Consider the following 22315-nt stretch of genomic DNA (forward strand, 5'->3'; position numbering starts at 1 on the left):
CTTATACCTTTTCGACCTGAACGAGATTACTGTGCGAAGGATTAGCTTTTGCCAGCGGTGAAGTGCGATGTGTTGTCAGAATGTTAATTGAGCCACCGTGGTCGACTTTGTCACCAAACATATCGGCATTCAGCCACATTCCCTCGCCCATAGCAGTAACGCCAGGCATGATACGAGGTGTGACTTTTGCGGGAATCAACGTCTGGCCATACTGATTAAATACCCGAACGGTGTCTCCGTTTTTGATTCCGCGATCCCGGGCATCAATAGGGTTTATCCAAATCTCCTGTCGGCAGGCCTGTTTCAGAACATCAATATTGCCGTAGCTGGAATGCACGCGGCCTTTAAAGTGGAACCCGGTCATTTGCAATGGATACTCGCGACGGGCTGGATCTTCCCAGCCATTAAAGCCTGGAGTGTAAATGGGTAAAGGATCGATGACTTCATCAGGCTTCAGTTCCCATGTTTTTGCGATATTGGCCAGTCGTTCAGAATAGATTTCTATTTTTCCCGATGGTGTTTTAAGGGGATTGGCAATAGGGTTTTTGCGAAAATCCTTATATGCGACAACATGCTCATCCGGACATTTAAGTTTATAAATACCTGCCGTTTTCATCTCTTCATAAGCCGGCATATCGGGATGACGTTCTTTCGTTTTGGCGCAAAGATATTGAACCCATTCATGTTGTGTACGGCCTTCGGTAAAAGTCTGGTAAACATCAGGTCCAAGACGTTTTGCTATTTCACTCATTGTCCAGTAAATAGGCTTGCGTTCAAATTTTGGCGATGTTGATGGTTGTCCCAGAATAACATATGCCATATTCCCGGCCTCTTCATGCGGGATAAGATCTTCCTGCTCAGTAGGCATCAGGTCAGGGAGTAAAATATCGCTATATTTTGCTGAGGCAGTCATGAAATGGTCAATGCAGACAATCATTTCGCACTTATTTTCATCCTGCAAAATATCATGTGTGCGACTAATATTGCTGTTCTGATTTATCAGCGTGTTGCTGGCGTAGCACCACATGAATTTTATTGGCACATCCAGTTTGTCTTTACCTCGTACGCCATCACGAGTAGAGGTCATTTCAGTTCCGCGCTCAATAGCTTCGGTCCAGGTAAAGGAGGATATTTCAGTTTTAACAGGATTTTTTAGAGGGGAAAACATTTCAACACCGAGATCAAAGGTGCCTTCTCGATCGCCAGAGTTGCCGCCAGAAATACCGACATTGCCGGTCAAAATGGCGAGCATTGCAATGGCTCTTGACGTTTGTTCTCCGTTTGATTGACGCTGTGGCCCCCATCCCTGGCAAATATAGGCTGGTTTCGCCTGGCCAATCTCACGCGCCAGCTTAATAATTTTGTCTGTCGGAATACCTGTGATTTGAGCTGCCCACTCAGGTGTTTTTGCTATACCATCCGGACCGTCGCCGAGTATATAAGCTTTATAATGACCATTTTTTGGTGCGCTTGCTGGTAACGTAACCTCGTCATAGCCTACACAATATTTATCAAGGAAAGGTTTATCGACCATATCTTCGGTGATGAGAACCCAGGCAAGTGCTGCAGCTAAGGCGGCGTCCGTTCCAGGACGAATGGGTAACCATTCATCTTCTCGTCCGGCTGCGGTATCGTTGTAGCGAGGATCGATAACGATCATCCGCGCATTGGAGCGTTCGCGCGCTTGTTCAACATAATAGGTAACACCACCGCCGCTCATACGTGTTTCGGCTGGATTGTTTCCGAACATTACAACCAATTTAGTATTAGCGATATCATCCGGGCTGTTTCCGCTTCTGCCACCATAGAGATAATTCATGCCCGCTGTGATTTGTGCAGTACTATAGGTACCGTAACGACCTAAAAAGCCACCGCAGGAATTCATCAGGCGGAAGGGCATTGATGATTTAGTAATATTTCCGCCAGCGACACCTGTGGCGTAAATAACATGTACTGCTTCATTGCCATAGTTTGCAATAATTCGTTTCAGATTATCCGCGATAGTATCCAGTGCTTCATCCCAGGATATCCGCTCAAATTTACCTTCACCACGCTTACCAACGCGTTTCATGGGATATTTCAATCGATCAGGATGATTCATACGACGACGAATGGAGCGTCCACGAAGGCAGGCCCGGACCTGATGGTTTCCGTACTCATCGTTGCCTGTGGTATCAGATTCTACCCAATAAACAGAATCATCTTTTACATGCAATCGAAGCAGGCAGCGACTTCCACAGTTTACTGTGCAGGAACTCCAGACGGCCTTATCTTCGACGATAGCGGTTTTGTTCGCGGCTTGACTTGTGAAACTGAATGGTAATGATAATCCTCCCACTGCGGCCATTAGTCCTGTTGTTGCCCCAGCCTGAATTAGCTTTCTCCGGGAGACAGGAACTTCGATTAACCGTTCTTCCTCGCAACGATCCATTACGTTCACCTGTTATTATGATATTGTTTAAAAAGCATACAAAAATAGCCAGTGTTAAAATATGAATATTCATTTTTGTGTAATAATGAATGATATTAATTAACATTAGGCTGGCTTTTATATAATATATATGAGTTAAGGGCGAAGAAAGTTTGAGCTATTTACCTGACGGGTAAAATTCAAATTTTTCTCTATTCTGAAAACGAACCCTTTACTTCATTGTGGGTATTATCGAAGTGGATAATGGCACGGGCAAGGGAGATAAACTTTAGTAGCAGTAAAGATTTTCTATCTTAAGTGTATGAAAAATAGCCTTTGATGGCTTTAGTCACTAAAATTAAAAGGATGACCTCCTGAAATTCAGGAGGTTGGGCTATTTTTAATCAAAATATCATTAATTAACCAGTCATGAAAAACTTTTACTTCAGGACGCATCACTGCTTTTTGTGGTGTAACAATGTAATAGGACCATGTTAGCGGCCAGCGTATATTTGGATGAAGTTGTATCAGTTGTCCTGTTGCAATTAACTGTTCAACCAGCGCACGGCGGACAATTGCTACACCCTGGCCGCTAAGCGTAGCCATAATAACCGCTGAGGTAGAGTTAATATGCAATCCTGTATAACGCGTAGCTGGAGCTTGCGTTGCGGCTAAGACTTCTTCCCATGAAGGAAAATTTGCACCAGGGTGCAGGGTATCATCATGGATGAGTTTTTGTTCTGCCAGCCATTCGCCGCACGTAATTTTCTCAGGCGGTACAATGCGTGGGCTGCATACCAGAACAGCTTCCTCATCCATTAACCATGTCTTATTTACTCCCGACCAGTCTCCTTTGCCACAACGAACACCAATATCTGCCTCTCCGTGAGCCACATCCATGAGTTTTTCCGTCACATTCAGGCGTAGCTCGATATTTTGATGCGTTTCGGAAAAACGATTTAATTTTTCCATTAACCAGTTCATCACCAGAACTTGTGAGGCCGTGAGAATGACGACGGATCGAGCCTGACGACCGCGCAGTTTATTAAGTCCTGACTCAAGGCTATCGAGCCCTTGAGTGATCTCTTTTAGCGCATCCTGAGCCTCAGTCACGAGCGTGAGCCTTTCTTTACCAGAACGTGTACGGTGTAAAAGGGGGTGGCCTACCCAGTCTTCAAGTGCCCGAACCAGTTGTCCTACGGCTGCCGGGGTGACGCCTAGCTCTTTGGCTGCACCTGTGAAGCTACCATGACGCGCAGTTGCTTCAAAAGCGTGCAGCCATTTCAAGCGATTAAGCGAACGCATTTTATTCTCCATCTCATACAATGGAACTAGTATACGTGATCGAGATAGATTTTCTTCCTCAATTTTCAATGTAAATACTCATGCGGAACCGGATAAACGTTGTTTTGCTTATCTTGAATAAGATAATAAGCTGATGATTTATTTCTTTGTTTATGATGATTTTTTCTGGCATCAGTAATGCCGATACAAAAATCTCTTTAGCGTGTTTTTTTTGCTCCGTCAAGGAATTTATTCTATTTGATGTTGAAATATTTTTTCATTGGTGTTCATTCATTAACAGTGACAGTATATTTAATGTAATAATTTTATATTTTAGGCGATATTATGGAATGGACTTCACTGAATATAGCGCACCATATCACCGCTCCGAATCCGTTAGCCATACGGAAAGAATTTATACCTGCAGCTCATTGTTTTCCTGAACATAAGCATAAATGGCATCAGGTCGTTTATGCAACAGCAGGTGATTTAATGGTTAAAACAATTGAACAATCATTTTTGATTTCACCGAAATTACAGGCTGTCTGGTTGCCTGCGGGAACTCAACATCAGGTTGGCTCATCACAAGGGGCTTATTTTAATAGCTTATGGATAGCTAACGATGCTCATAATCAATTTGACATGTCGGAACCTACCATTTTTGATGTTTCCCCATTCCTTAAGGCGCTTATCTTAGAAATATCAGACAGAAGAATAAATGATGAAGTTTATATAGAGAAACTAATACAGTTAATTTTATACCATCTGGGAAATGTTCGTAGCGCTCAATTTATTTTACCCTGGCCTCAAAATCGATCATTGGTAAAAATATGTGAATCATTATGCGAAAACCCGTCGGATACACGATCACAGGAAGAATGGTGCCATGAACTGGGAATGTCGGGGCGTACATTATCAAGACGTTTTACTATCGAAACAGGAATGAGTTTACGTTCCTGGAAAAAACGCCTGCGATTAATGAAAGCTATTGAGTTACTCGACTGTGGTAAAGGAGTAACAGAAATAGCTATAGACTTAGGATATAGCTCGAGTTCTGCATTTGTTTATGCATTTCATCTTACTATGGGACATGCTCCTCTGGATTATATGAAGAGAAGGTATTAGTTTTATTTTATAAATGTGACTTACCTCACTCACTGAATAAGTATGTTAATTTTTATATTTTTCGCTGTAACATAAATGGCGGCTACTCTACATCATTTGTCTTTTTTTAGAAATGACAAACTAGCTATCAGGCGTATAGAATTTTCGGTACCAAATAATATATAAATGAAAGAACTTAGTAATAACAAAAGTCAGGGCGATAAATTCGGCCAGATGAAAAAATTTATCTAAAGGAGTTTTTAGAGTGAAGATTACGAAGATAGAAACACTTGAAATTGATCTGTCCGGGCAAAATGGACTTGATTTGTGGCGACCAATTTACGTGCGAATACATACCGATGAAGGAATCTCTGGTATGGGGGAAGCGAGCCTTGCTTATGGTACGGCATCAGAGGCTATTGCTCCGATGATTCGTATACTTGCTGAACGTTTTCTTCTGGGACAGGACCCTAATGATACTGAAACACTATGGGAAATCATGCGACAGCGTTCATTTTGGGCCTTAGGGGGAGGCCCCGTGATATTTGGGGCTATGAGCGCTTTGGATGCGGCACTTTGGGATATAAAAGGCAGAGCCGCAGGCTTATCGGTTCATCGCCTGCTGGGAGCAAAAACACCAGCACCTTTGCGTTGCTATGCGAGCCAGCTTCATTTTGGTTGGACCGATGAATCATTGATGCTTAACGATCCTGCTGAATTTCGAGAAACAGCACAAATTGCGCGAGCTGAAGGCTATGATTGCGTGAAGCTTTGTCCTGTTTATGTTGATGCTAATGGGGAACGTATTCGTAAACGGGGAGTGTTTACTCCAGCCGAACGCAAACTGGCGCGTTCTCGTATGGAGGCGGTCCGTGAAGGAATTGGTGAGGAGTGTGACATCATTATCGAATGGAATTCACTTACTTCAACCTCCGGAGCGTTACAGCTAGCCGATTACTTTTCTGATTTAAATATTTTGTTCATGGAAGAACCTACCCACTACAATAGTCCAGAGGCGCAAATAAAAGTCTCCAGGGAGTCATCCATTCCTGTTGCAACAGGGGAGCGATTATATACCCGATGGGGATTCCTGCCGTATCTACAACAAGGTGCCATCGACATGATTCAACCTGATATTGGCCTGGTTGGTGGTATCACAGAAGGTATGAAGATTGCTCATTTGGCACATGCTTTTGACGTCGGGGTTCAGGCGCATAATTGTGGTTCGCCACTTGCTATCGCGATGGCATTACAATTTGAAGCAGCTATTCCAAATTTTGAGATCCATGAGCACCACTCTTTTAATCTTAAATCTTGTAACCGGGAGTTGTTTGAAGAAGATTTACAGCCAGTAAATGGAAAAATTGCTGTTCCTGTAACACCCGGTTTTGGTATGACACTTAGAAAAGATGCTGAAAAACGGATGAATATAGTAACTATCTGTGAAAAATAATTATTGGTGAAATGAATTCTACTAACTAAATAGTATGGGGGAAATAGATCTGACAGCAGAATCTTTTCTTCCCATATGATCTAACTAATAAGATCTAATATAAAGCTTTGCCTACTGAACATCTGTCATGGAGTTTATCAATAAATGAAACAAGAAATGGCATTAGACAATGTTAAGGAAAATGTTGGAAAAAATAAAATCCCATTTACTTCTTATGATGTCGGTTGGGTAATAATGTGTATCGGCATGGCAATTGGCTCCGGAATTGTATTTATGCCATTGCAAATGAGTGTTAAAGGTTTTTGGGCAACTGCGATTGCATTACTTATTACATATCCTATAGTTTATCTATTAACAAAATTGTATATTACCTCTCTTTCAGAAACGAAACAGACAGATTATGCGGGGACTATAACGCAATATTTAGGGAGAAACTGGGGGGCTTTTTTGAGCTTCCTCTATTTTTTTACAATATTGAAGGGGATGCTGGGTTATGCGGCTACTATAACTAATGATACTTCCAGTTATTTGCAGCGTTTTGGTGTTACTCAACATTCACTATCCGATACGTTATGGTTTCCTCTGGTATTGTTGGTAGCAATGGTTCTGGTTGCCTCCCGTGGGGAACGTTTGCTCTTTAAAATTTCCGGGCCATTTATTGTATTTAAACTCATGATTATAATTGTGTTAGGTGCATTGATGGTCCCTTATTGGAACATGAATAATGTCAGCATGGCAAGCCCTGACAGTTTAATTGATTTAATGAGAGATGTTTTGGTTTCTCTCCCTTTTGCATTATTTTCGATTGTATTTATTCAGGTTCTTAATCCAATGAATATTGCATTCAGGAAAATTGAATCAGACCCTAAAGTCGCAACATTTCGCGCTCTTAGGGCAAGTCGGATAGCATATATTATCCTTGTTGTGTCTGTTCTGTTTTTTGCGTTTTCATTTATGTTTTCAACCACCCCGGAACAAGCAAAGATGGGGATTTCTCAAAATACATCAGCGCTGGCGCTGATGGCAAAGATTATCCCTGAAAACACTGGCGGATTTATACCAGTACTTTCGGTTTTACTAAGCATTTCTGCTATTTTAACTTCTTTTTTTGGTATTTATCTCGGTTTTTACGATGCATTATCAGGAATTATTATTAATATTGCAGACCGCTTCATTGTACGTGGTAAGAAATTTAATAATTTTCTCCCTTATTTGGTTACACTTACTGCGATCGTGCTTCTTTGGGGATGGGTTGTTGCCGATGTGTCTACAATGGCATTACTCCAATGGACTGTGGGAACCTTTGGATTAGTTTCTTGCCTTATTCCGTGCTATCTGATCTGGCGAGTGCCATCTTTACAAAAATATAAATCCCCTGCGGTAATTTTCGTATCACTAATGGGCTTTATGCTGGTGGTATCGCCATTATTTAAGCTCCTTGAAAAATAAAGGTTTTACAAGTCATTAAACGGTATAACATCTAAGAGAGAATCTGGCTCTTAGATGTTGCTAATTGCGAGATAGATTTTCTTTAGCGGCCAGCAAAATCTTCTGATTCGTCAGTCCTCGTCGTTGAAGCCATCATTAGTTCACATAAAAGCAGTAATCAATTATTTAAGAGGTTAACGATGAGCGCATTATTTACAGGTAAAAAATTGTTAGTAGTAGGTGGTACCAGCGGTATGGGTTTCGAAACAGCGAAACGGGTATTGAAAAACGGTGGTAGCGTGGTGCTGATTGGCAATCGCCAGGACAAAGCAGAGCAAGCCCGTCAGGCTCTGGCGACAGAAGGTCAGGTTGCCATTATTGTTGCCGATTTGATGACAGAAGAAGGAATGAAACATGTGCTGGATACCATCAATGCGGAGCATAAAGACGTTAGCTTGCTGGTGAATGCGGCTGGCGTGTTCTTCCCAAAACCGTTTACCGAGCACGAACCTTCCGATTACGACATGTATATGAGCATTAACCGTGCCACTTTCTTCATTACCCGTGATGTTGTGCGCAATATGGTTGAGGCAGGTATTAAGGGATCTATCGTCAATATTGGCTCTATGTGGGCACGGCAAGCTATAGGCGCTACACCGTCTTCAGCTTACTCCATGGCAAAAGCGGGTCTTCATGCGTTGACTAAAAATCTGGCGATTGAGTTGGGCAGTAACGGGATTCGTGTGAACGCAGTTTCTCCTGCGGTCGTACATACACCGATTTACGAAGGTTTTATCCCTAAAGACGATGTGAAGGATGTAATGAACAGCTTTGATAGCTTCCATCCGATTGGTCGTGTGGGGACACCGGTTGATATAGCTGAAACGGTAGCATTCCTGCTGTCTGACAAGACAGGCTGGGTTAGTGGCGCGATTTGGGATATCGACGGTGGTGTGATGGCTGGTCGTAACGCCTGATAACAAGGCCGCACGCGGACAACCGTGTGTGGTTATTAGGGAGCAGATTCAATCCTGTTCACATTATGTCATTGATGCGGATGAACCAGAAGTGTTGGGCGGAGGAAGCATGATAAATTTATTCATATGTTGCCAATCATACGCAGAAAATAACACTAACAAGATTAAGTACGTTATTCGTGTCTGTGGAAATATCCATTAGTTTGAGGAGAGCCATTACTGGGTTATTAATGCCTCACTAAATAGATGGTTTGTGACACAAAACATAACATTGAGGGCGATTTAATTCCGAGCTGGGGCAAAGACGCACTTTACAAGCTAAAAGCAGGAAAGGAACGTTATCAAATTGTACTCGCCATGAATCAGGATAATTTAACTAATGACATTGGAACACACGCTGCCAGTAGCTGCGCAGAATAATAATATCATTCGCTTATCTTTAGCTCAGGCGCTTGCCGGGGCTAACTCTGTAGTCTTCTACGCTACCGGTGCCATTGTTGGTAATGCCATAGCTCCCAGTGGTGCTCTGTCCACACTCCCCATCACTATATTTGTCCTGGGCATGGCCGCCTGCATTCTTCCTTTTGGCGCACTGGCGAAAAAAAAGGGACGTAAAGCCGCATTTATGGTCGGGACGGGGGCCGGAGTGATTACTGGCTTGATTGCTGCCCTTGCGGTTTTTATTAGTTCATTTTTGCTATTTTGCCTTGCCGCTTTCCTGGGAGGGGCTTACGCTGCAGTGGCACTTAGTTTTCGCTTTGCTGCAACGGATGGAGTGACATCCGAAAGGCGAGCGCGTGCATTATCCCTGGTAATGGGGGGCGGTGTGGTAGCTGGTGTCATTGGACCAATGCTGGTGACGGGAACAATGAATCTTCTGCCACCACACACATTTGTTATTACCTTTATAGCTCAGGCTCTGGTAGCAACCATTTCAGCTTTCATTCTTAAGGGCGTAATTCCTGCCGAGCCAGCCGTGGCAGCCAAATCAGGAGGGCGTTCTCTGAAGGAAATTGTTCGGCAGCCGGGTTTCCTGAAGACCGTGTTTAGCGGCGCGGTTGCGTATATGGTGATGAATTTCCTGATGACCGCAGCTCCCCTTTCAATGCATATGCATGGAATTTCTCAACAAGCCTCCAATCTGGGTATTCAATGGCACGTTATTGCTATGTATGGGCCTGGATTCTTCACCGGTAGGTTAATTAACCGTTTCGGCGCGCTGCGGATTTCCGCAACTGGATTGCTTATTACGGCAGGTTCTGTTCTTGCCGGGCTCTGCGGAACAGATATCTTCCACTACTGGCTCTCTTTGATATTACTGGGAGTTGGCTGGAATTTTGGCTTTACCGGCGCTTCAGCGAAGATCATTGATTATCATCGCCCCGAAGAGAAGACTCAGGTGCAGTCCCTGAATGATTTTGTGGTATTTGGCGTAATGATTGTCGGGTCGTTTTCATCCGGTGCGTTGCTGAATCTTTATGGCTGGAATGCCGTATTATGGGGGTCACTTATCCCTGTTGGCATTGCATTTCTGTGTATCTTAAAAAGGAGTCACAAGACAGTTGTCGTAAAGCATGAGTAATATTTACCTCAGTGTCAGGAAGGTAACCGGTGTAAGTTATGGCAAAATAAGAGGAACGACACCCGCAATCGCAATTCAAGCTGTGGCTTTTTAGTGTTTATCTCTGGGGTGATGAGAACAAGAGAGCACTTTAGTATCATTCTTTCCTTTATTCTTGAGGGCGCATTCAGTTTTGGGCCGGAACCGGAAGCTATTCGTGACGCTATCTCTATGGATTAAAGCGTTTTGTTAAAAGCATCGTTAGATCACAAAACGGAAAACTATTTTCCCTACGGTAAAAATGTCGGCATCAGTTTTTGCAGATAAAAAAAAGCATTATCAGACATGGTGTTACAGCAGGAGCACATAACCAGGCACTGATGCGTACTGGTTTCTTGTTAACTCAAGGTAGCCACGCCCGCCGCCTGATGCTGGCAGAAGGCATGGGGATTAAGCGAGCGCCTGATGCCGCCGTTCTCATTGCTGTGTTTTCAGCCAGGCGGCAATATCCTGTGTCGGCAGATGATGTTGTGCATTCCAGGTGTCACTCATCGGCCACCACATACCGTCACCACGCGCGAAGGCGACGCGATAGCGCAGCATTGGGTCATGCGGATGTAAACGGAGTTGCTCCTGTAAGTCAGGTAGCGTCAATACACCTCGGGTAAAGGTTTGCTGCGTCACGCGTTCGACCGTTTCCGCCAGTTTTGCATAAGAGGTCGTTTCCCCCGCAACAAAGACGACTTCGTTAGTGATACGCGGCTGATGCAGATAAATTTCAGTGGTCAGGCGACCAATATCCGCAGGCGACGTGACGGTGACCTGCCTTTCCCATCCGCCGAGGGCATTGATGGTTTTTTGGTCTAAGTTGACCACATCAAAGGCCGGTTCGAAGAGAAAAGAGGTAAATAAACCGGTTGAAACAATCACCCACTCTGTGACGTTTTGCTCGCGCAAAAGCGTCCTGACGTCATACTGTTCGTCCCACACCGGCTGGCCGCTGCCTTTGCCGACCACATCGTAATTCACGCCAAACTGCCAGGGGAAATAGCGCTTAACGCCCGCCTCCAGTACCGCGCGGGTGATTTTTATCTGGGTACCCGCACCGGCGACAAACCCCATACAATTGATGATCGTATCAAAACCGTGGAATTGATCTTTTAACGCTGCAACCGAACTGTCTGCGATGTCGACCGGGATAAACCGCGCACCGGCATCCGCCAGTTGTTGATGAATGCTGGAACGTCGTTTGCTCTGTTTATCCCTGGATCGCCCTGACACAATAACGCAAACGGAACCATTACGCTGTGTGACCGCCGGAACCAACGACGCCAGCACTGACGCCCCCAGTTGTCCCGCGCCCAGCACCAATACTTTTTCACCCACCTGATTATTGGATTGTTTCATTTGCCCCTCTCTGTGTTAATTCACCTGTAGATAGAGATTACGTCAGGGATCTGCGTTCGATAAGACGCCGAAGACGGGTTAGACTGTTCTGATAAATGGGATAATTGGCGGGGGGAAAATGGACAAGCTGGAAGCGATGCAGGTCTATGTTTGCGTGGTGGATACCCATAGTTTTATCAGAGCCGCCGAAGTGCTGGGCGTGCCGCGCTCAACGGTATCGCGAGTGGTTAAAGAACTGGAATCCTGGCTTAAGATTCAACTTTTGCAACGTACAACCCGCAAACTTAGCGTGACCGCAGAGGGGCGGCGTTACTACGAAGAGTGCAAAAGAGTGCTGTCAGATATCGCGGCCATGGAGTCGTCATTTCCCGGCCGGGCGGCACAACCCAAAGGGCGTTTTAAAGTGGGGATGCCGCAATCTCTCGCCCGGCATTGCATTATTCCTACGCTCCCGGCCTTTTTGCGCCAGTATCCGGAGCTGGAGCTGATACTTTGTTCCAGCGATAGCGTGGAGGATATTATCCTTCAAGGGTATGACTGCGTGATTCGGGCCGGCAGGATCGATGATTCCACCACGCTGGTTGCCCGTCCGCTCGCCAGTTTTAACTGGGTGATAGCAGCATCGCCCACTTACATTGAGCGTTACGGTAGCCCTGAAAATTTAGATGATCTGCAAAAACACCATGCGGTCGGCTACCTGAACCACCGCACCGGGCGTACCACCGACTGGTTTTTTACGCGTGAGGGGGAGGATTACGCGATGCGGATGCAGGAGACGCTGGTTGTCGATGATACGGACGCTTATATTCAGGCCGGAATACAGGGGCTGGGGTTAATTCGCGTCGCCAGCTATCTGGTTGCGCCGTATCTGCACAGCGGGGCGCTGGTGACCTGCATGGACAACCCTTCTTATGATTTGCCGCTTGCGCTGGTCTATCCGCAAAACAGGTTTCTGCCGCCTGCGGTACGCGCTTTTTATGACTGGTGCAAAACGGCGCTGAGCCAGTCGGAGCCTCTTCGCTAAAAAATATTATTCCGGATATCGCATTGCCTGTTCAGAAAACTTTTCCACAGACGTTCAAAATGACGGTACTGGTTTTGACGCATAAGAAAAAGGCATTATCAAACAGGGGGCTACACGGCGAGGATATAGCAAGCACTGAACGTTTGGATGCAATAAAAAATCTGTACAACTGTTATTAATGAACTTTTTGTATAAATATAATCGGATTTAACAATACTCATTGTACCTGTATTTTGCTCTTATCATGGCGTCTTTACGACGAAAGGGTGCTTTAGCGTGGAATATTCAATATTAAGTAACAACCTTAAAATGCCTATGGTGGGTTTTGGCGTTTTTAAGGTAACCGACAAAGAAGAATGTCAGCAGTCAGTGTTAAGCGCTATTCGCAGCGGTTATCGTCTTATCGATACCGCTGCGGTATACGGCAATGAAGATGCCGTTGGTGACGCTGTTCGTGAAGCCATCGCGACAGGTCTGTGTACCCGTGAGGAGTTATTTATTACTTCTAAACTGTGGGTGCAAGATATGGCTAACTACGATCTGGCCAAAGCAGGTATTGAAGCGTCGCTGAAAAAATCCGGGTTAGATTATTTTGATCTCTATTTATTGCATCAGGCAATGGGCGATTATTTTAGCGCGTGGCGCGCGCTGGAAGACGCTTATGAAGCCGGTAAACTAAAAGCCATTGGCGTGTCCAACTTCTATGCGCATGTGTTAGCCAACTTCTGTGAAACCGTCAGAATTACGCCAATGGTAAACCAGGTCGAATTGCATCCATACTTTGCACAACCCGCCGCGCTGGAAACCATGAAGCATTATAACGTTCAGCCTGAAGCGTGGGCGCCGTTAGGCGGCGGGAGACATAAACCGTATGAAAATGTCATGCTTCAAAGGATTGCCGATGCCCATCAAAAAACCATCGCGCAGGTTGTCCTGCGTTGGAACGTGCAGCGTGGCGTCACGGTTATTCCTAAATCCACTCGACAGGAACGCATTGAAGAGAACTTTGCCATCTGGGATTTCTCACTAACGGATAATGAAATGGCTCAAATCAACGCCCTTGATTTAGGCTACGTTGGCGAAGCGGTGAAGCATTTTAATCCTGAATTTGTTCGCGGTTGTCTTGGCGTTAAAATCCACGATTGATCCCGGCGCTTGCGGATGTTTTCTCGCATGAACAGCTTCTAACACGGTTGCCGGAGCGTAGACGGCAACCGTGTGATATTCGCCTGGCCGTCAGGCTCCGAAGGCACCATCGATGGTGTGCATCGCGCCAGTGACGAAAGAAGCTTCCGGACCGGCAAGCCATGCCACCATTCCAGCCACTTCTTCAGGTCTTCCGTGTCGTTTGATCGCCATGAAACTGTGCATCAGCTCTTTCATGGGGTCATCTTCCGGATTGATGTCGGTATCAATGGGACCTGGCTGCACCACATTTATCGTAATCCCGCGGGGGCCAAAATCACGGGCCAGGCCGCGCGCCAGCCCTTGCAGGGCTGATTTACTGGCGGCGTACGCGGCCATTCCCGGTACGGGCATCCGATCGCCATTCACGGAACCGATAATAATAATGCGTCCACCTTCCGGCATATTGCGGGCTGCTTCGACTGACGCATGGTAAGGCGCATGGATATTAATACGGAACAAACGATCTATCGCATCGCTATCTTGTTCCAGCGCATCGCCGAAGAGAGCCACGCCCGCATTGACGACCAGAATATCCAGTGGTCCGTACTTACGCACGAGGCTGATGACGGCATCCCGATCGGCGCTATCCGTCTGGATGGCGGTGCTTCCGGTTTCCGCTGCCAGTTTTTCGGCGGCTTCACGCGATCCGGCGTAGCTGAAAACGACCGATGCGCCGTCAGCGCTAAAGCGTCGTACAATAGCCGCGCCGATACCACGACTTCCCCCTAAAACCAGTACAGATTTGTTGCGAAATAGCATCATCAGGATGTCCTTTATGATATTGTAGTAGCCACTACAATATGCGTAATGAAATCATGCCGTCAAGGAGTTATGTAGTAATGACTACAAAACATAGCCGAACGCCGGGTCGCCCTCGCCAGTTCGATCCGGAGCAAGCCATTGAAACCGCTCAACACTTATTTCATTCGCGCGGCTACGACGCGGTGAGCGTAGCAGATCTGACAAAAGCGTTCGGGATCAATCCTCCCAGTTTCTATGCGGCGTTTGGCAGCAAGCTGGGGCTGTATACTCGCGTATTAAAGCGTTACAGGATGACCGACGCGATTCCACTCGGGGCGCTTCTGCGTCACGATCGCCCGACCGCGAAGTGCCTTATCGATGTGCTGATGGAAGCGGCAAGACGTTACGCTGCCGATCCTGATGCCACTGGGTGTCTGGTTCTGGAGGGCGCTCATTGTAACGATAAACCGGCACGAGAGGCCGCCTGCGAGTTTTACATCGCTGCTGAAAACCTGATTCGCACTTATGTCGCCATGCGGTATCCGCAAGAGGCTGACCGGACGACGGACTTTATGGGGACGTTAATGGCGGGACTTTCCGCCAAGGCGCGAGCGGGGTATAGCCTGGAGCGTCTTCAGGAGAGCGTGCTTCTGGCTGGGGATGTGCTGGAGCGATTACTGCCGGATTAACGCAGCGCATCAAAAAACCTGAGCCAATCAGATACGGGCAAACAGAGAGCAATAGCCCTAATCATCCATCTTGCCGTTGCGGTATTCGGTAAAGTACATCAAAAATAGAGGTGTCAGGGAAACGAGAAATGCAAAAATGTAGTCTTATTACGGTACTTAGCTTATCAGTGTTGATGCTAGCCGGATGTACAACGACCTATACCATGACGACCCGGACGGGAGAGATTATTGAAACGCAGGGTAAGCCGGAGGTTGACACCGCAACCGGAATGACGAAATACGCTGATGCTTATGGTTATCATCGCGTCATTAAAACCAGTGAAATAGTGCAGACGACAGACGGCGCATCGAAACTGGACTGGTAATGCGCTAAAGCAGTTGGGAGGCCGTGTCCTGTATGGGTACCGGACAGTTTCTGGGCCTGAATTGAATAGAGTGCCTGTATAGCCGAATTCCGGGTCTCGGCTTGATTTGTGTCGTCAGTTATTTGGTTGTTCCCTGTATATTGAAGGTAAACAGTACTCATGGCTAACGGTCTGTTTTGGATTGTTAACTATCCCGGATTCTGCGCGTTTTATTTAGTCACAACCGTGGTTAAGAATATTTTGGGTCAGACTTACACGCCGGGTATTAAGATAATCCGTCGCATAGAGAGCTTGATCGGCATCATTCGGTTCAAGAAGAAACGGCGTGACTTTAGGTATGAGATCAGCAAAGAGGTTATATTGATCCACAGAGGCAAAATGCTGGGTAGCGCTGGCCCAGGGCATTCGCATCAGCTCTGCGTAAGAAGGGGATAGTTGAACAGGCAAATCAAATTCTTTCAGATTAGCAAGCATCTCCTTACTCATATAAAATGTGACCCTGTTTCGCGAAAAGGTGTTAAGCACTGCCTTCAGTCGTTTAACTTTTGCTTCTTTACTCATGCTATTATCGAAAAAACGTGGTGAAAGCATAATAGCAATCGATGCATTTGATGAAATAACATTATGTAGTGGTTTCAGGGCTACAACAATCTGATCGTTTGTGAAGATACGCTGCGTACCAGAAGAGGTAGTATAGTTTCCACCCAGCCAGATCACATAATCCGTTGTTTTGAGGGGAAGCGCTTTTTCCGGTATATTACCCCTGTCAGGTGCCACTGTTTCAATTGCTAGTGAGTCTTGTCCCCAGACATTATTTACTTTAGAACTCAAAAAATTATATTCTGAAATGTTCCTTAGTTTTAGTAGAGTTATCTGCGAGCGGGTAAAAAAGAGATTGAATCTCACTTTGTTCTGCAATTGCCGAAGTAATCTGAGCGTGTTCTGATCGATCAGATGAGTATAAAGACCAACCGTTTTTCCGGAAAGTATTGCTGAGGCATTGTTCGCAAGAAGCATCTCTTTTATAGCTCCTTGCCCAATAATCAGTACGCAACGGTATTTTTCTGGTCTGATTTTATCTATGGGGATATCGGTAAGATTGACCAGGTCAGGAGTGCCATGCCGCCAATTATCATGAATGACTGCGGCTCCGGAGGCGTCTCCTCCGGCTCCCCTGGTGATAATAAGAGGAGGGTGGGTACTGGCATGTGCGATATACGAAAAACAAGCTACCATTGCTAGCGTTGTGTTTCTGATGGTTGTATACATATCGTCTGCCCTGATTTCGAAAATATGAATAATGTCTCCTCTTATAATGTACATCAAAAAGAGAGCATTTTAATTAAACGTTATCTCAACGAGATAAAAGGTTAGCACAGTAAAGTATAGAGAGAATGTAATCATACCAACATTGTAAATGTGGGAGCATGAAGGCCCCGCAAGCCGCCCGGCCAGCATACTCCCATTAATAGTTAAAGTATGGACTTTGCTTTTACCGTAAACTGTAGCTAATATTACCTGATCACTACACCGTACAGTACTGTCAGTAATCTGTCTCCGGTGGCGCGTGCACGCAATTTATTTTTTTCAATTCTTTCAAAACGTTAACTATATTAATAGTCACTTATTTTACCAGAATCAATACTGAGAGTTTTATTACCGTTCTGAAAAGAGAAGACTTTTCAGATGAAATGCGTGGATGGTACGAAGTCATTACAGTACAGGGATGTAATAATAAAGATCGACAATGGATTCATTATTCTGTTGCTTTTGTACGGATGCCAAATGGAAGTATTCAATATCTTCTCCTTCTCTCCTGATAAGATTCAGTTTTGGCAATATACACATATATATTGTATTGGAAAATTGTTGATATTGTTCCTTATGACCAACGAAATGGAATTTTGCATATTTACCACATTTTATTACCCTCGACATGGGGATTTTGCCTCCATCGACGGAATTATGTTCCATACCAAAAAAACTGCTTACGGCGATGACCTGGTCTTTGGTATTATCCGGCTTAAAAGACGAGAGACAATACACATTTTCGCCCCACGTTCTGAGCGTCTCATGAATGATTTTCCATTTTATAGGCGACGCTTTTTTAGGAAGGTCATTTGTTGCGATCTGATGAGATGTTTGAAATCCGAAAATTTCTTTTGACGTAAGCTGACAAATTTCGAACTGATAATGCTCATCACAGTCAAGCCAGTAGGGAGGCCGTAGGTTTCTGAGATCCCAGAAATCAGCCTTGCGATAGTTATTGGGATTGACGCCAAATGTTTTTTTGAACTCTCGACTATAGGACTGCACTGAATCAAACCCCATTCTGAACGCGATATCTGTGACCGACTGAGAGGTCAGCTTTAGCAGAGTGGCGCTTCTGCTCAACTTGCGTTGTCTGATATATTTTCCGATAGAGACGCCACACTTTTCTTTAAAAAAATCCTGCAAACTCCTTCGCGAATAACCTGTTATAACAACCAACTTTTCAATATCAATCCTTTCTTCAAGATTTTTTTCTATTTGCTCTAATACTGAGACTATTATGGCTCTTTTCATCATCATTCCTCTTTGTTGAAGCCGAAAATATAAACATTTAAGGTGTTTGACATACTGTGTTATTAAACCAGTGGGGGGGTGTTAGCTTTTCTGGCAAAACAAGAAAGATTTAAATTGCTTGACGTTTCTGAATAAACTTTACACTTGGAGATCGGCTTTTGCCAGTAAAGCTAAGTAATTAGCATGGCGAAGGGCATAATTTCACAGGCGGTTAAAATGATTGAATAATCCTGAATTTTTAGCCCGTGAGATTATAAATCTCGTAATTATTTCTAATGATTTAATAAAAGGGAATTGTTTTGTACTTCAAAAGATCTTTATTAACGTTAGCGATTTGTGCATCCGTGGTCTCAGTAGAGGCGGTGGCGAATAGCAGAGCCAATGATATGGCTTCTTCTGCTACACCTGCTTCTGTTGGTCACCGTCCTGTGGTAACCAAGGATACAAAAAAAATAGAAGTGTCTGGGGAACTGACCACCGGTTCAACTCTCCAGATAGCGGATGTTTTTATTGGGGATGAGGATGGGGATCCCTTATCGCTGGATAAAATGAATAATGCCGACGATATTAAATGGTATCTGGTGGATAATGAGGCCGCCGATCCTTCTGGAACCCCGGCGGCAACCGGGACGGTTTTTACCATTCCTGCTGATGCAGGCGGTAAAAAAATTAAAATCGTTTACCGGATTAAGACGGCAACGGGGACGCCGGATAGTGCATTCTTGCCTGCCACTGTCTTATTAACTTCTGCATCTTCTGGGGTGGGCGGCGACTCCGCCGCAGACGGTACGATTTCTAATAAGCTACGTTCTGTCACTATCAAAGTCGTGAACGAAAACAACAAGCCAACTCCAGAACTCAACGGTACCAATGACGCCAACACTCCAGTGGTAGGCGGCACCCTTGAAGCGGTACTGGAATGTGCCGCCACAGCGGCGGCTGAGTGTGAGGTCAGTAATTATAACTTTACCTGGCAGATGGCGGATGCCGGGACACCAGATAAGTTCACCGATCTGAATAATACCAACGCTGAAAAACATAAATATATTATTAAGGGAACTGAGCAGAATAAACTGTTCCGTGTCCACGTTACGCCTAAAACGACGAAAGCCACGCCGGAGAATAAACGCGCTATCCGTCGCTGATGGTTATCGCCAAATAAACATCTTATTTAAATACTCCCTCTGCCAGGCAGGGGGATATAGCAGGAGACAATAAAGTGGTTTTTTCTAAAAAACCTATTACTAAATATATAACCTGGGCCATTGTTACCAGTCAGATTTCACTCCCGGTCATCGCTGATAGCGATAATGAAATTCAGTCATGGATTGCAGGGACGGCATCGTCTATTTCTCCGCATCTGCAGGAGGGGACGCTGGAGGATTATGTCAAAGGAAAAATAAAGGCATTACCAGGGCAAGCCGCTAATCATCTGGTGAACGAGGGGATGAAGAGCGCTTTTCCGGAGATTATTTTCCGTGGTGGCGTCAATCTTGAAGATGGCGCGAAATATCGCTCATCAGAGTTCGATATGTTTATTCCCGTCGAGGAAACGACATCGTCTTTACTCTTTGGCCAGCTTGGCTTTCGCGACCACGACAGCAGCAGTTTCGATGGCCGCACCTATGTTAACGTTGGTATGGGTTACCGCCAGGAGGTCAATGGATGGCTGCTCGGCGTCAATACGTTTCTGGATGCCGACATCCGTTATTCCCACTTACGTGGCGGCATTGGCGGGGAAGTCTATAAAGACAGTCTGGCCTTTTCCGGCAACTATTATTTCCCTCTCACCGGCTGGAAAACGTCAGCAGCGCATGAGTTACATGATGAGCGTCCGGCATATGGCTTTGATCTGCGAACAAAAGGCACGCTTCCCGATTTTCCCTGGTTCAGTGGCGAGCTGACATATGAACAGTATTACGGGGATAAAGTTGATCTATTGGGTAACGGTACATTAAGCCGGAATCCCCGCGCCGCAGGTGCGGCTCTGGTCTGGAATCCTGTCCCCTTGCTTGAGGTCAGAGCAGGATATCGGGACGCCGGTAACGGCGGATCGCAGGCAGAGGGCGGTCTGAGAGTCAACTATTCCTTCGGTACGCCGTTACATGAACAGCTTGATTACCGCAACGTTGGGGCGCCGTCGAATACGACTAACCGGCATGCCTTTGTCGATCGTAATTACGATATCGTCATGGCGTATCGGGAGCAGACCAGTAAAATCCGCATTATGGCAATGCCGGTGTCAGGCCTGTCCGGGACGCTGGTGACATTAATGGCGACGGTAGATAGCCGTTACCCGATTGAGAAAGTTGAGTGGTCGGGTGATGCGGAGCTTCTCGCCGGACTTCAGCTTCAGGGGAGTCTGGGCAGCGGCCTTATCCTTCCTCAACTTCCGCTGACGGCGACCGACGGTCAGGAGTATAGCCTTTATTTAACGGTGACTGACAGCCGGGGTACTCGCGTGACCTCCGAGCGTATCCCGGTAAGGGTGACACAGGATGAGACCAGTTTCCGTTCCTGGATAAATGTTATCAATGACGATGTTCAGGTTGAGGACGGCAACTTTGTTATCAGTACGCCGCTTCCTGCCGGAGAAGAGGGGAAGGTTATTGAGTGGCACTACGTGCGCGAGCGTTCTGAAGAGGAGTGGGCGTCGCTCAAACCACGTCATATTAAGTATCAATCAGATATGCCGGGTCTGGCATTTAAAGCGCTCGGTGGTACAGAGCGTGACGGCCATTGGGTTGAACGGGTTCTGGTGACCCATATCGGCGATGATGCCCGCTCGCTCAAATTACATATTGAAGCAAGCGGACCAGACGATAAACATCCGGTGAAGGGTACCGTACTACTACAAGCGCAGTCAGACAGTATTGCGCGGAAGGTCACTTCTGTGGAGGTGCTTTTTACGCCGGGTACTGAAGAAGCCAACGGAAGCGTTACTGCGCCAGTCGTCGGAACAGAAATGCGAGCCAGAACGCTTTGTGTAAATAACACGGACTGTACTGATGCGTTTAATTATCAGTGGGAAATCTCGGATGAAATGAAATCCTGGCAATCCGTACCGGGGGCGACAAAGGCCACCTGGCTTCTTCCTTATAGTCTTAATGGGGAATCGCTTCAGAATAAATATATCCGCGTCAGAATTATTTCTGATAAAGAAAATGCCAAGAGTTCTACCGCAGCATCTGATGCGAATTAATGTTTTAAAAAGGATCAACAGTGTGTATGTCGAAACATAATCTTATTATCTATAGCCTGCTTCTGGCGGCTGCGCCGATAAGCGTCTTGGCGGATTCGCCAACAACGTCCGCGGCAACCGTCGGGATGTTTTCTCCTCCTACGGCGCCGAGCGTTGGGCACAGGCCTGGAACACCTCGTGATACCTACGAATTGCGGTTTAATGGACTTGGCTTTTCTATTGAAAAGTATACACCTTTTCCGGGAATGACTATTGCGAGGAATGCCAGAAATGTAGGCATCAGAGATCCGGATAATAACTATCAGTCTGCGGAAACTTTTACTACAGTATGTACGTATTATCAGATCAATAAAGATAACTCTCAGCATATACTTAAACGTGAAAAGCCATGTGAGCATAAATTTAATATCCAAAAGGAACATCGGGGTTCAAAGATTAAACTAGAAATTTATAATGAAACGGATATGGCTTCAGCGTCAGGGTACACGCCTGTGCCATCGGTATCTGAGTTCCAGTATATTGAAACAGAAACTATATCTAATACGCTAAGCCCAGATTTAACAGTTATGAGTATAGATAAGTCTGTATTATCGCCGGGTGAAAGTGCCACCATCACAACTATTGTTAAGGATATCGACGGGAATCCTGTAAATGAAGTTCACATTAATAAGACTGTAGCGCGTGAAAATTTAAAAGGCTTATGGGATTATGGCCCTCTTAAGAAAGAAAATGTTCCAGGTAAATATACACAAGTTATAACCTATCGTGGGCATAGTAATGAACGTATTGACATATCTTTTCAATATGCAATGAGTTTCACGAAAGAAATTTCCATCAGAGGAAGACTATAAAACTATATTAATTATTATGTCTAATATAATTCTTTTTATCACCATCATCTTATTATGGATGTTCAC

General features: G+C 45.4%; 18 protein-coding genes. 12 read left to right on the plus strand and 6 right to left on the minus strand.

Annotated features, from left to right (window positions below):
• Window position 1: 1 nt before the first annotated feature.
• Together EOS97_RS20875 and EOS97_RS20880 are read right to left on the minus strand one after the other, a co-directional pair.
• Complete coding sequence (locus EOS97_RS20875; protein ID WP_001805283.1) at window positions 2-2431, minus strand: DMSO/selenate family reductase complex A subunit; 2430 nt, start codon at window positions 2429-2431, stop codon at window positions 2-4.
• Window positions 2432-2791: 360 nt separating this feature from the next.
• Window positions 2792-3715, minus strand: coding sequence for a LysR substrate-binding domain-containing protein (locus EOS97_RS20880; protein WP_001257182.1), 924 nt, complete (start codon window positions 3713-3715; stop codon window positions 2792-2794).
• A 324-nt stretch (window positions 3716-4039) separates the two neighbouring features.
• Between EOS97_RS20880 and EOS97_RS20885 the strand changes: the two genes are divergently transcribed.
• The 5 genes from EOS97_RS20885 (at window position 4040) to EOS97_RS20905 (ending at window position 10238) form a co-directional block, all read left to right on the plus strand.
• Window positions 4040-4819 (plus strand): helix-turn-helix transcriptional regulator, encoded by a 780-nt coding sequence (locus EOS97_RS20885; protein ID WP_001649234.1) that lies wholly within the window; start codon window positions 4040-4042, stop codon window positions 4817-4819.
• A gap of 244 nt (window positions 4820-5063) precedes the next feature.
• Window positions 5064-6251 carry a mandelate racemase/muconate lactonizing enzyme family protein gene (locus tag EOS97_RS20890; RefSeq protein WP_000704980.1) on the plus strand — a complete coding sequence of 396 codons (1188 nt, stop codon included), beginning with the start codon at window positions 5064-5066 and terminating at the stop codon, window positions 6249-6251.
• Window positions 6252-6395: 144 nt separating this feature from the next.
• Window positions 6396-7700 (plus strand): aromatic amino acid transport family protein, encoded by a 1305-nt coding sequence (locus EOS97_RS20895; protein WP_000807034.1) that lies wholly within the window; start codon window positions 6396-6398, stop codon window positions 7698-7700.
• Between the two features lie 179 nt (window positions 7701-7879).
• Window positions 7880-8656 carry an SDR family NAD(P)-dependent oxidoreductase gene (locus tag EOS97_RS20900; protein ID WP_001274971.1) on the plus strand — a complete coding sequence of 259 codons (777 nt, stop codon included), beginning with the start codon at window positions 7880-7882 and terminating at the stop codon, window positions 8654-8656.
• Window positions 8657-9035: 379 nt separating this feature from the next.
• Window positions 9036-10238, plus strand: a complete 1203-nt coding sequence (locus EOS97_RS20905; RefSeq protein ID WP_000171323.1) for an MFS transporter — start codon at window positions 9036-9038, stop codon at window positions 10236-10238.
• A gap of 456 nt (window positions 10239-10694) precedes the next feature.
• On the opposite strand, the gene EOS97_RS20910 is transcribed toward EOS97_RS20905, so the two are convergent.
• Window positions 10695-11624 (minus strand): aromatic alcohol reductase, encoded by a 930-nt coding sequence (locus tag EOS97_RS20910; protein WP_000814348.1) that lies wholly within the window; start codon window positions 11622-11624, stop codon window positions 10695-10697.
• A gap of 118 nt (window positions 11625-11742) precedes the next feature.
• Here EOS97_RS20910 and EOS97_RS20915 point away from each other — a divergent pair, with 118 nt between their 5' ends.
• Both EOS97_RS20915 and EOS97_RS20920 read left to right on the plus strand, forming a co-directional pair.
• Window positions 11743-12648: a LysR family transcriptional regulator gene (locus tag EOS97_RS20915; RefSeq protein WP_000359216.1), complete on the plus strand. Its 906-nt coding sequence runs from the start codon at window positions 11743-11745 to the stop codon at window positions 12646-12648.
• A 276-nt stretch (window positions 12649-12924) separates the two neighbouring features.
• Window positions 12925-13794, plus strand: coding sequence for an aldo/keto reductase (locus tag EOS97_RS20920; RefSeq protein ID WP_000456775.1), 870 nt, complete (start codon window positions 12925-12927; stop codon window positions 13792-13794).
• Between the two features lie 90 nt (window positions 13795-13884).
• Here the strand turns inward: EOS97_RS20920 and bdcA are convergent, their stop codons facing one another.
• Window positions 13885-14598, minus strand: coding sequence for an SDR family oxidoreductase (gene bdcA, locus EOS97_RS20925; protein WP_127836192.1), 714 nt, complete (start codon window positions 14596-14598; stop codon window positions 13885-13887).
• A gap of 77 nt (window positions 14599-14675) precedes the next feature.
• Between bdcA and EOS97_RS20930 the strand changes: the two genes are divergently transcribed.
• Together EOS97_RS20930 and EOS97_RS20935 are read left to right on the plus strand one after the other, a co-directional pair.
• A complete protein-coding gene (locus EOS97_RS20930; RefSeq protein WP_000208474.1) occupies window positions 14676-15266 on the plus strand; it encodes a TetR/AcrR family transcriptional regulator in 591 nt (196 codons plus the stop codon).
• Window positions 15267-15394: 128 nt separating this feature from the next.
• Window positions 15395-15631: a YgdI/YgdR family lipoprotein gene (locus EOS97_RS20935; protein WP_001168015.1), complete on the plus strand. Its 237-nt coding sequence runs from the start codon at window positions 15395-15397 to the stop codon at window positions 15629-15631.
• 213 nt (window positions 15632-15844) lie between these two features.
• On the opposite strand, the gene EOS97_RS20940 is transcribed toward EOS97_RS20935, so the two are convergent.
• Together EOS97_RS20940 and EOS97_RS20945 are read right to left on the minus strand one after the other, a co-directional pair.
• Entirely contained in the window at window positions 15845-16954 is a 1110-nt protein-coding gene (locus EOS97_RS20940; RefSeq protein WP_000275508.1) for a hypothetical protein, read from the minus strand.
• Window positions 16955-17344: 390 nt separating this feature from the next.
• Window positions 17345-18202: a GyrI-like domain-containing protein gene (locus tag EOS97_RS20945; RefSeq protein ID WP_077248414.1), complete on the minus strand. Its 858-nt coding sequence runs from the start codon at window positions 18200-18202 to the stop codon at window positions 17345-17347.
• 293 nt (window positions 18203-18495) lie between these two features.
• On the opposite strand from EOS97_RS20945, the gene zirU reads away from it, so the two are divergent.
• From zirU to zirS, 3 genes are all read left to right on the plus strand, one after another.
• On the plus strand, window positions 18496-19341 hold the full coding sequence (zirU, locus tag EOS97_RS20955) for a two-partner-like secretion system exoprotein ZirU (RefSeq protein ID WP_000273692.1): 846 nt from the start codon (window positions 18496-18498) through the stop codon (window positions 19339-19341).
• A 74-nt stretch (window positions 19342-19415) separates the two neighbouring features.
• The gene (gene zirT, locus EOS97_RS20960) at window positions 19416-21398 is read left to right on the plus strand and encodes a two-partner secretion translocator ZirT (protein WP_000232051.1); all 1983 of its coding nucleotides are present in this window, start codon (window positions 19416-19418) and stop codon (window positions 21396-21398) included.
• Window positions 21399-21418: 20 nt separating this feature from the next.
• Entirely contained in the window at window positions 21419-22249 is an 831-nt protein-coding gene (gene zirS / locus EOS97_RS20965) for a two-partner-like secretion system exoprotein ZirS (RefSeq protein ID WP_072101388.1), read from the plus strand.
• Window positions 22250-22315: the final 66 nt, after the last annotated feature.

This window comes from Salmonella sp. SSDFZ54 (assembly GCF_004010735.1).
GTDB lineage: Bacteria > Pseudomonadota > Gammaproteobacteria > Enterobacterales > Enterobacteriaceae > Salmonella > Salmonella enterica.